The following is a 9,666-nucleotide window of genomic DNA, read 5'->3' on the forward strand; positions in this document are numbered from 1 at the left end:
CGCCGTATCGGTGTGACTAAACAAGACAACATGGTAGAGATGTCGGCACTTGAAGCCTGTATCCGCGAAGATCTGAACGAAAATGCGCCACGAGCCATGGCCGTGATCGATCCCGTACGCGTGGTTATTGAAAATCTGCCTGAAGGTCATCTGGAAAACCTGACTGCTCCGGCACACCCGAACAAGCCAGAAATGGGTACCCGCGAATTACCGTTTACCCGCGAAGTATTTATTGATCGCGCGGATTTCCGCGAAGCGGCCAATAAGCAGTTCAAGCGCTTAGTATTGGGTAAAGAAGTCCGTCTGCGTAATGCCTACGTGATCAAAGCAGAGCGTGTAGAGAAAGATGATGCTGATAACATCACTACCATCTTCTGTACTTACGATGCCCAGACATTAGGTAAAGATCCGGCTGACGGCCGTAAAGTAAAAGGCGTTATCCACTGGGTATCTGCCGATAAAGGTGTTCCGGCAGAGATCCGCTTGTATGACCGCCTGTTCAGCATTGCCAATCCAGCAGCGGCAGAGGATTTCCTCTCGACCATTAACCCAGACAACCTGATTATTCGTCAGGGTATTGTTGAGCCAAGTCTGGTTAATGCACCGGTTGAGCACGCTTTCCAGTTCGAGCGCGAAGGCTACTTCTGTGCAGATAACAAAGACTCATCGCCTGAGCGTTTGGTCTTTAACCGCACCGTTAGCTTACGTGATACCTGGGCAAAGCAGGACAACGCGTAAAAATAAACGCGCACGTTGGCTGGTAAGTCATCAGTTTTTAGCCAACCATCATGTGGCTGGTAACACAAAGAACGGGTGATAACCAAGCCACAAACCAGTAAAAACAGGGTCAGAGTGTCGGCCCTGTTTTTTTATCCTTTTATTTATCCTGAACCCGCAAAGACTTATGTAAAAAATACCGAGATTAAATACAGACATAAAGTACGGGTATTACGTACAGGCATTACATGTAAGAAAGGCTGACACAAAGATAAATATCTACTAATACACACAAATAAAGCGGCTCATATCCCTATTAATAATAAGTGATTTTATCGCCTTCCCAATAACACTGCTGTGCATCCTCAAAACAGTACGCTTTTTTTACTGCATTCCAAACTTCATTCCAGAAAAAATAGGCTACATTTTCTTTATCAACATATTGATAAAAAACACTAAAACCCTATTTTGGGATGATGAGCACCCTCAATATCAACGCAAATACGCTGATGATGTAACTGGTCACCACGATACGGAATCAGTAGAATAGAGCGTTTATATGCAGCCGCGCTCGCGCAGGCTGGCGTTCCTACCTGTTTTGGACACTGAGACTCGATGACGAAGAAACTTCACATCAAAACCTGGGGCTGTCAGATGAATGAGTATGACTCATCAAAGATGGCTGATCTGCTGGATTCAACCCACGGTTACCAGCTAACGGATGACGCGGCAGAAGCAGATGTTCTGCTGCTTAACACCTGCTCAATCCGTGAGAAGGCGCAGGAGAAAGTGTTCCACCAACTGGGACGCTGGCGCGCACTCAAAGAGAAAAAGCCAGATCTGATTATTGGGGTTGGCGGCTGTGTGGCTTCACAAGAAGGGGCTCATATTCGTGAGCGTGCGCCCTATGTCGACATGATTTTTGGCCCGCAAACCCTGCACCGCTTGCCAGAAATGCTGACCAAGTTGTCTGGCAACCGTAGCCCAATTGTCGATGTCAGCTTCCCTGAAATTGAGAAATTTGACCGCCTGCCAGAGCCGCGTGCCGAAGGCCCAACCGCCTTTGTTTCTATCATGGAAGGCTGCAATAAATATTGTACTTACTGCGTAGTGCCTTACACCCGTGGTGAAGAAGTTAGCCGACCGGCTGATGATATCATTCTTGAAATTGCCCAGCTTGCTGCGCAAGGTGTTCGCGAAATTAACCTGCTGGGTCAGAATGTTAATGCTTACCGCGCAGTAAACCATGACGGCCAAGAGTACAGCTTTGCTGAACTGCTGCGTTTGGTTGCCTCTATTGACGGTATTGACCGTCTGCGGTTTACCACCAGCCACCCGATTGAGTTTACTGACGATATCGTGGCCGTGTATGAAGATACGCCAGAGCTAGTGAGCTTTTTACATCTGCCAGTACAGAGCGGTTCTGACCGTGTACTGACGATGATGAAACGTGCACACACGGCTATTGAATATAAGTCATTGATTCGTAAAATCCGTAAAGCACGCCCTGATATTCTGATCAGCTCAGACTTTATTGTGGGCTTCCCAGGTGAAACCGAGGCTGACTTTGAGCAAACCATGAAGCTTATTGCCGAAATCGGGTTCGATATGAGCTACAGTTTTGTTTTCTCTGCTCGCCCAGGCACGCCGGCCGCTGATATGCCAGATGATGTGCCGGAAGAGGAGAAAAAACAGCGTTTGTATATTCTGCAAGAGCGTATAAACCAGCAAGCAATGCAGTATAGCCGCCAGATGCTCGGCACAACGCAACGTATTTTGGTTGAAGGTTTATCACGTAAAAGTGTGATGGAGCTGTCTGGCCGTACTGAAAATAACCGAGTGGTTAACTTTGAAGGTACACCGGATCTGATCGGAAAATTCGTGGATGTTGAAATCACTGATGTCAATCCGAACTCATTGCGCGGTAAACTATTACGCACAGAAGAGCAGATGAATCTGCGTGTAGCACAATCACCGGAAAGTGTTATTGCTCGTACACGTAAAGAAGATGATTTAGGTGTTAGTACCTACATGCCTTAATCTTCTTATACTGTTTTACTGCCCGCCATTTGCGGGCAGTTGTTTAAGGGATAGGGGTAAAATTTGAACAAGGTCCATTCTCAAGAAATCTCGCTTGAACCGGCTGACAATAAGCGTTTAATGAGCTTGTGCGGCCCGTTTGATGATAACCTGAAACAACTTGAACGCCGCCTTGGTGTGGAAATTATCCGCCGTGATAACCACTTTCAGGTTTCAGGAAAACAGACGTGTATCAGTGCAACTTGCCAGATTTTGACTGATTTATATGTTGAAACTGCGCCCGTACGCGGCATTGTTAACGATATCAGCCCTGATCATATCCATCTTGCCGTAACAGAAAGCCGGGTACTCGAACAAATGGCGGCCGAGATCCCCGCGCACGGCAAAGAGGTGATCATCAAAACCAAACGTGGTCTGATTAAACCGCGCACCCCCAATCAGGCAAACTACATTGCCAATATTTTGCGTCATGATATTACCTTTGGTATCGGCCCAGCCGGTACAGGTAAAACCTATTTGGCCGTTGCCGCAGCCGTTGATGCTTTAGAGCGCCAAGAGATCCGCCGGATTATGCTGACCCGCCCAGCCGTTGAAGCAGGTGAAAAGCTTGGCTTTTTACCCGGCGATCTGAGCCAGAAAGTCGATCCGTATCTGCGTCCGCTGTATGATGCGCTGTTCGAAATGCTCGGCTTTGAACGGGTAGAAAAACTGATTGAACGCAATGTGATAGAAATTGCGCCACTGGCATACATGCGCGGCAGAACGTTAAATGATGCGTTTATTATTTTGGATGAGAGCCAAAACACCACCACAGAACAGATGAAAATGTTCCTGACTCGGATTGGCTTTAACTCAAAAGCGGTGATTACCGGTGATATCACACAAGTTGACTTACCGCGCCACCAAACCTCAGGCTTGCGCCATGCGATTGATGTGCTGAAAAATGTTGATGATATCAGCTTCAATTTCTTGGTAGCCGGCGATATCGTGCGCCACCCTGTTGTTGCGCGTGTCGTGATGGCTTACGATGCGTGGGATGCCAGTCAGCAGCAGCAAAAAGCAGAACGTGAACGCCGCTATCGTGACAACCACGACAATCAGGCGGCACAAGATTCCCGTGAGCCGAACGAAAAAACGGAACATCTGCCAGAAAGCAGAGTCAATACAACAACGCCTGATGAGAATACAGCACAATGACGGTTGAATTGGATTTACAAATTGCCAGCGCCAATGAAGAGGGCTTGCCAACCAGTACCGATTTTCAACGCTGGCTTGATGGCACTGTGCTTGCTTTTCAACCAGAAGCCGAAGTGACCATTCGGATTGTTGATGAAGATGAGAGCCGTCATTTAAATTTCACCTACCGTGGTAAAGATAAACCAACCAATGTGTTATCTTTCCCGTTTGAAGCACCACCCGGTATTGAACTTCCGCTGCTTGGTGATTTGATCATCTGCCGCCAAGTGGTTGAAACAGAAGCTGCCGAGCAAGAAAAAGATCGTCTGGCACATTGGGCTCATATGGTTGTGCATGGCAGTTTACATCTGCTGGGTTATGATCATATTGAAGATGATGAAGCCGAAGAAATGGAGTCTTTAGAAACGGAAATCATGCAGGAGATGGGATACCCCGATCCGTATGCAGCCGAAAAAGACCTGGATTAACTAACTAATTAGAGCACATGAGCGACGACCATTCGCAACACACTGATGGCCCCAGTAAAAAGGGATTTTTCAGTCAGCTGTTAACGCAGCTCTTCCACGGAGAACCAAAGAACCGCAGCGACTTGTTCGATGTGATCCGTGATTCCGAACAAAATGATCTGATTGATCAGGAGACCCGCGAAATGATCGAGGGTGTCATGGAAATCTCCGAACTTCGGGTTCGGGATATCATGATCCCACGTTCTCAAATTGTGACCCTGAAAAAAAATCAGACCCTTGATGAGTGTATCGATGTAATCATTCAATCTGCGCACTCCCGTTTTCCGGTGATCAGCGAAGATAAAGATCATATCGAAGGCCTGCTCATGGCAAAAGATCTGCTGCCGTTTATGCGCAGTGATGCCGAACAGTTCGAAATGGACAGCGTTATACGCCCCGCTGTGGTCGTTCCGGAAAGTAAGCGTGTTGACCGCATGCTGAAAGACTTCCGCTCGCAGCGTTACCATATGGCCATTGTGATCGATGAATTTGGCGGTGTATCCGGCCTTGTCACCATCGAAGATATCCTCGAAGAGATTGTCGGCGATATTGAAGATGAGTACGACGAAGAGGATGATCGTGATATTCGCCAGCTAAGTCGCCACACCTTTGCGGTAAGTGCGTTAGCCCCAATTGATGATTTTAACGATGCCTTCAGCACACATTTTAGTGATGAAGAGGTCGATACCATTGGTGGGTTAATCATGCAAAGCTTCGGCCATTTACCGTCGCGCGGAGAACATGTCACCATTGATGGCTACCAGTTTAAAGTCACCATGGCTGATAGCCGTCGTATTATTCAGGTTCGGGTCACCATTCCGGACGATGCTCCACTTCCTAATTTGGCTGATTAAGTAGCAATGATGCAACTTTTAACCCGCTGGCGCGTTGCGCTGCCGCTGGCGGTTTTTTCCGGCGCGCTGGGTACTCTGGCTTACTCCCCCTTTGATCTGTGGCCCTGTGCCCTACTTTCACTGACTGGGCTTTTATTACTGACTCTCAACCGCACACCAAAACAGGCGGCAGTGATCAGTTTTGCCTGGGCATTTGGCCTGTTGTTTAGCGGATTACACTGGATTAACGTCAGTATTCAGCAATTTGGCGGATTACCGCTGGTTGTCGGCTGGTTATTAGTTGCCTTACTTTGCGCTTATCTCTCACTGTATTCTGCGCTGTTTGGCGCACTACTCGCACGCTTTTTCCCCAAAACCAACGCGGCACGCTTAGTCTTTGCCGCACCGGTATTGTGGACACTCACCGAATTTTTACGCGGCTGGCTGTTTACCGGTTTTCCGTGGCTACAATTTGGTTATACCCAAATTGATGGCCCACTCAAAGGCTTAGGCCCGATTACCGGCGTACAAGGTATCACTTTTGTACTGATGCTGATCAGCGGCCTGTTTGCACTGACACTGGCCCGCCGCCAGTGGTTACCTGCCGTGATTGCCATACTGCTGCCTCTGAGCCTCTGGCCAGTTGCCAATCATTCGTGGGTAACACCAGAGCCGGCACGCAAGCGTGATGTTGCACTGATTCAGGGCAATATCGATCAAGAGTTAAAATGGGAACCGGCGTACCGAGTGCCCACCATGCAGACTTATCTGGATGCCTCTCGCCCCTATTTGCAACGTGGCGATCTGGTTATCTGGCCAGAAGCGGCTATTCCTTCAATTGAAAGTGAAGAGAATCAACTGCTAAGCATGCTCGATGGCATCACTCGCAGCAATAAAGCGATACTGATTACCGGTGTGGTTGATCAACGCCCTGATACCAAAGCGTTCTACAATACCGTGATTACGCTGGGTGATCCGCAGGAAACCTATCAATACCCAACCCAAAACCGCTATAACAAAAACCATCTGGTTTTGTTTGGTGAGTATGTGCCGTTTGAGTCACTACTGCGTGAAATTGCTCCGCTGTTTAATCTGCCAATGTCCTCTTTTAGTCGAGGCGAGTATCTGCAAACCGACCTACGAGCCGGCAACTATCACCTTGAAACAGCAATCTGCTATGAGATTATTTTGGGTGATAGAATGCGAGCCAATTTCCTTGCCAATCGGGATACCGATTTTCTGCTGACTGTGTCGAATGATGCATGGTTTGGCAACTCTATTGGGCCATGGCAACATTTCCAAATGGCCAGAATGCGCGCACTTGAACTCGGTCGTCCGCTGTTGCGAGCTACCAATAACGGCGTAACGGCTGTAATTGATGCTAACGGCGAAATACAGCAACAGATCCCCCAATTTAAAACAGCCGTGCTCAGTGCAACCGTCGTGCCAACACGCGGAAACACACCGTATGTTCGTTTTGGCAACTGGCCATTGTGGATTGCAGCAGCACTTAGCTTGATCATTGCAGCACGCCTGCGCAACAGATAACCCGTTGAAAATACAGTAATACCGCTATCGTACCGGCAGCAAAATGTTATTCTGCCGGTACGGTTTTACGCCTAATAACACACTTTTGCCTGATATTTCTCTGACACTTCGCGGGTATTTAGTTGATCACAAAACCGAGCAACAAAACTCAACAGATTAAGGCTGGAATGGCTGGCGGCTAAACGCTGTCTCACCACATTTTGGGCAAGCTGGTAAAATATCTGGGTGGTTAAAGACGATCCTGTGATGACAGTGCTCACACACAATATTGCCAAGCCCCACCAGCTCACCACTTTGGTATACCCCGTGGTGAGTGACATCATCAATCACCTCGTGCCACTCTAACTGGGTTTTATCAGTAATATCGGCCAATCCCTGCCAGATACTCTCTTTTAAACTCAGGAAAAAGACCCCTTCTTTAAATGCCTCTTTGCTCTCGGCATAAGACTGCGCAAACTCAGCCAAATCCCGCTCAATATAGGCATTAATCAAGGCCAGCTCATCACGCGTTAAATCACTGGTGGCATTCAGGTAGCTCTCGGTAGTTTCAACCGCTTTATTCAGCTCATGCTCACCGGCTTGTAAATCTTGCGTAAAACGATCAATAAAAGCGCGATAGTACTTAGTCCACTGACTCATATATCCCCCTTAAATCAGTCACGTTAACGGTTTTCACCCCAGTTTTAGCCTGTAATCACAACAATTGCTTTATGGGTGATGTAAATCATTATTGCTGTAATTCTGGTAAATAGTCTATTACCTCACCCGCAAATGACGAAACTCTGCATCGAAACCGTGGTTACTATTGTTGCATCTTGCTTCTATACGTTATTCTATGGCTATTCCTGATCTTGATACTTAATTCACCCCACAGAATTCTGGATATTCAGCATGCAAGAGCAATATCGCCCGGAAGACCTTGAAAGCAAGGTTCAGCAACATTGGGAAACCAATAAAACATTTCAAGTTACTGAAGATGCTAGCAAAGAGAAATTCTATTGCTTGTCTATGTTCCCGTACCCTTCTGGCCGACTGCATATGGGGCACGTTCGTAACTACACCATTGGTGATGTGATTTCACGTTATCAGCGTATGCAAGGTAAAAACGTACTGCAACCTATTGGTTGGGATGCGTTCGGCCTGCCTGCTGAAAATGCGGCGATTAAAAATAAAACTGCGCCTGCACCGTGGACTTACGACAATATTGAGTACATGAAAAACCAGCTAAAAATGCTGGGCTTTGGCTATGACTGGAAGCGCGAAATGGCGACCTGCAAGCCAGAATACTACCGCTGGGAACAGTGGTTCTTCACCAAGCTGTACGAAAAGGGTCTGGTTTACAAAAAAACCTCCTCTGTAAACTGGTGCCCGAATGACCAGACCGTACTGGCGAACGAACAAGTTATCGAAGGCTGCTGCTGGCGTTGTGATACTCACGTTGAACAAAAAGAGATCCCGCAGTGGTTTATCAAAATCACCGATTATGCCGATCAACTGCTTACCGATCTTGACGGTTTGAACGAGTGGCCTGATATGGTGAAAACCATGCAGCGTAACTGGATTGGCCGCTCTGAAGGTGTTGATATTACGTTCGATATGGACGGAATGGATGAAACACTGACTGTATACACCACGCGTCCAGATACCTTCATGGGTGTTACCTATGTTGGGATCGCGGCAGGGCATCCGCTGGCACAAAAGGCGGCTGAGAATAACCCTGAACTGGCTGCATTTATCAACGAATGCCGCAACACCAAGGTTGCCGAAGCTGAACTGGCAACCATGGAGAAAAAAGGGGTTGCTACCGGCCTGTACGCCATTCACCCACTGAATGGTCGTAAAGTCCCGGTATGGGTCGCCAACTTTGTACTGATGGGCTACGGCACGGGTGCGGTCATGGCGGTGCCTGCGCACGATCAGCGTGATTACGAATTTGCCACTAAATACAACCTGCCGATTGATGCGGTTATCGCACCGGCTGATGGCAACGCGCCGGATATCTCAGCACAAGCCTATACCGAAAAAGGCCTGCTGTTTAATTCCGGTGAGTTTGATGGGCTTGATTTTGATGCCGCCTTTAACGCCATTGCTGACAAACTCAGCAGCATCGGTAAAGGTGAGCGTCGCGTAAACTTCCGTCTGCGTGATTGGGGTGTTTCCCGTCAGCGTTATTGGGGTGCGCCAATTCCGATGGTAACACTGGAAGACGGTACCGTTGTTCCAACGCCGGAAGATATGCTGCCAGTGGTTCTGCCAGAAGATGTCACGATGGACGGGGTACAAAGCCCGATCAAAGCCGACCCTGAGTGGGCAAAAGTGATGGTCAACGGCCAACCGGCACTGCGTGAAACCGATACCTTTGATACCTTTATGGAATCATCATGGTACTACTCTCGTTATACCTGCCCAGACTATAACGATGGCATGCTAAACCCAGATGCGGCGAACTACTGGCTGCCAGTGGATCAGTATATTGGGGGTATTGAACACGCCACCATGCACCTGCTCTACTTCCGCTTCTTCCACAAACTGCTGCGTGATGCTGGTTTGGTCAACTCTGATGAACCGGCAAAACGCCTGTTGTGTCAGGGTATGGTGTTGGCTGATGCGTTCTACTACACCGGTAATAACGGTGAGCGGATCTGGGTTGCGCCAACCGATGCGGTCATCACCGAGCGTGATGCTAAAGGCGCTATCCTCAAAGCTGAAGATAAAGATGGCCATCCGCTGGTATATGCCGGTATGAGCAAAATGTCGAAATCAAAAAATAACGGCATTGACCCTCAGGAGATGGTAGAGAAATACGGTGCAGATACGGTACGTCT

7 protein-coding genes and 1 pseudogene are annotated in these 9,666 nt (G+C 48.1%); 7 read left to right on the top strand and 1 reads right to left on the bottom strand.

The window, feature by feature from the left end:
* From ACRC27_RS00680 to lnt, 6 genes and pseudogenes are all read left to right on the top strand, one after another.
* Positions 1-738: pseudogene (locus tag ACRC27_RS00680) on the top strand (glutamine--tRNA ligase); the annotation flags it as partial.
* A 594-nt stretch (positions 739-1,332) separates the two neighbouring features.
* Entirely contained in the window at positions 1,333-2,757 is a 1,425-nt protein-coding gene (miaB, locus tag ACRC27_RS00685; RefSeq protein ID WP_438623775.1) for a tRNA (N6-isopentenyl adenosine(37)-C2)-methylthiotransferase MiaB, read from the top strand.
* Between the two features lie 120 nt (positions 2,758-2,877).
* On the top strand, positions 2,878-3,954 hold the full coding sequence (locus tag ACRC27_RS00690) for a PhoH family protein (protein ID WP_438623784.1): 1,077 nt from the start codon (positions 2,878-2,880) through the stop codon (positions 3,952-3,954).
* Positions 3,951-4,421, top strand: a complete 471-nt coding sequence (ybeY, locus tag ACRC27_RS00695) for an rRNA maturation RNase YbeY (RefSeq protein ID WP_438623774.1) — start codon at positions 3,951-3,953, stop codon at positions 4,419-4,421. Before ACRC27_RS00690 ends, ybeY begins: the two co-directional genes overlap by 4 nt.
* 17 nt (positions 4,422-4,438) lie before the next feature.
* Positions 4,439-5,314 (top strand): CNNM family magnesium/cobalt transport protein CorC, encoded by an 876-nt coding sequence (gene corC / locus ACRC27_RS00700; RefSeq protein WP_438623773.1) that lies wholly within the window; start codon positions 4,439-4,441, stop codon positions 5,312-5,314.
* A gap of 6 nt (positions 5,315-5,320) precedes the next feature.
* Positions 5,321-6,841 carry an apolipoprotein N-acyltransferase gene (gene lnt / locus ACRC27_RS00705; protein WP_438638852.1) on the top strand — a complete coding sequence of 507 codons (1,521 nt, stop codon included), beginning with the start codon at positions 5,321-5,323 and terminating at the stop codon, positions 6,839-6,841.
* A gap of 156 nt (positions 6,842-6,997) precedes the next feature.
* Here the strand turns inward: lnt and ACRC27_RS00710 are convergent, their stop codons facing one another.
* Positions 6,998-7,480 (bottom strand): zinc ribbon-containing protein, encoded by a 483-nt coding sequence (locus tag ACRC27_RS00710; protein WP_438623771.1) that lies wholly within the window; start codon positions 7,478-7,480, stop codon positions 6,998-7,000.
* Between the two features lie 252 nt (positions 7,481-7,732).
* Here ACRC27_RS00710 and leuS point away from each other — a divergent pair.
* Positions 7,733-9,666: leucine--tRNA ligase (gene leuS, locus ACRC27_RS00715; protein WP_438638854.1), on the top strand; the 1,934-nt coding region annotated here is incomplete at its 3' end.

The sequence above is a fragment of the Plesiomonas sp. genome (assembly GCF_051650925.1).
Classification (GTDB): domain Bacteria; phylum Pseudomonadota; class Gammaproteobacteria; order Enterobacterales; family CAMTGL01; genus Plesiomonas.

Coding starts and splice junctions, on each gene's coding strand:
- miaB (WP_438623775.1), top strand. CDS start 1,333: ATGACGAAGAAACTTCACATCAAAACCTGGGGCTGTCAGATGAATGAG.
- lnt (WP_438638852.1), top strand. CDS start 5,321: ATGATGCAACTTTTAACCCGCTGGCGCGTTGCGCTGCCGCTGGCGGTT.
- ACRC27_RS00710 (WP_438623771.1), bottom strand. CDS start 7,480: ATGAGTCAGTGGACTAAGTACTATCGCGCTTTTATTGATCGTTTTACG.
- corC (WP_438623773.1), top strand. CDS start 4,439: ATGAGCGACGACCATTCGCAACACACTGATGGCCCCAGTAAAAAGGGA.
- ybeY (WP_438623774.1), top strand. CDS start 3,951: ATGACGGTTGAATTGGATTTACAAATTGCCAGCGCCAATGAAGAGGGC.
- ACRC27_RS00690 (WP_438623784.1), top strand. CDS start 2,878: ATGAGCTTGTGCGGCCCGTTTGATGATAACCTGAAACAACTTGAACGC.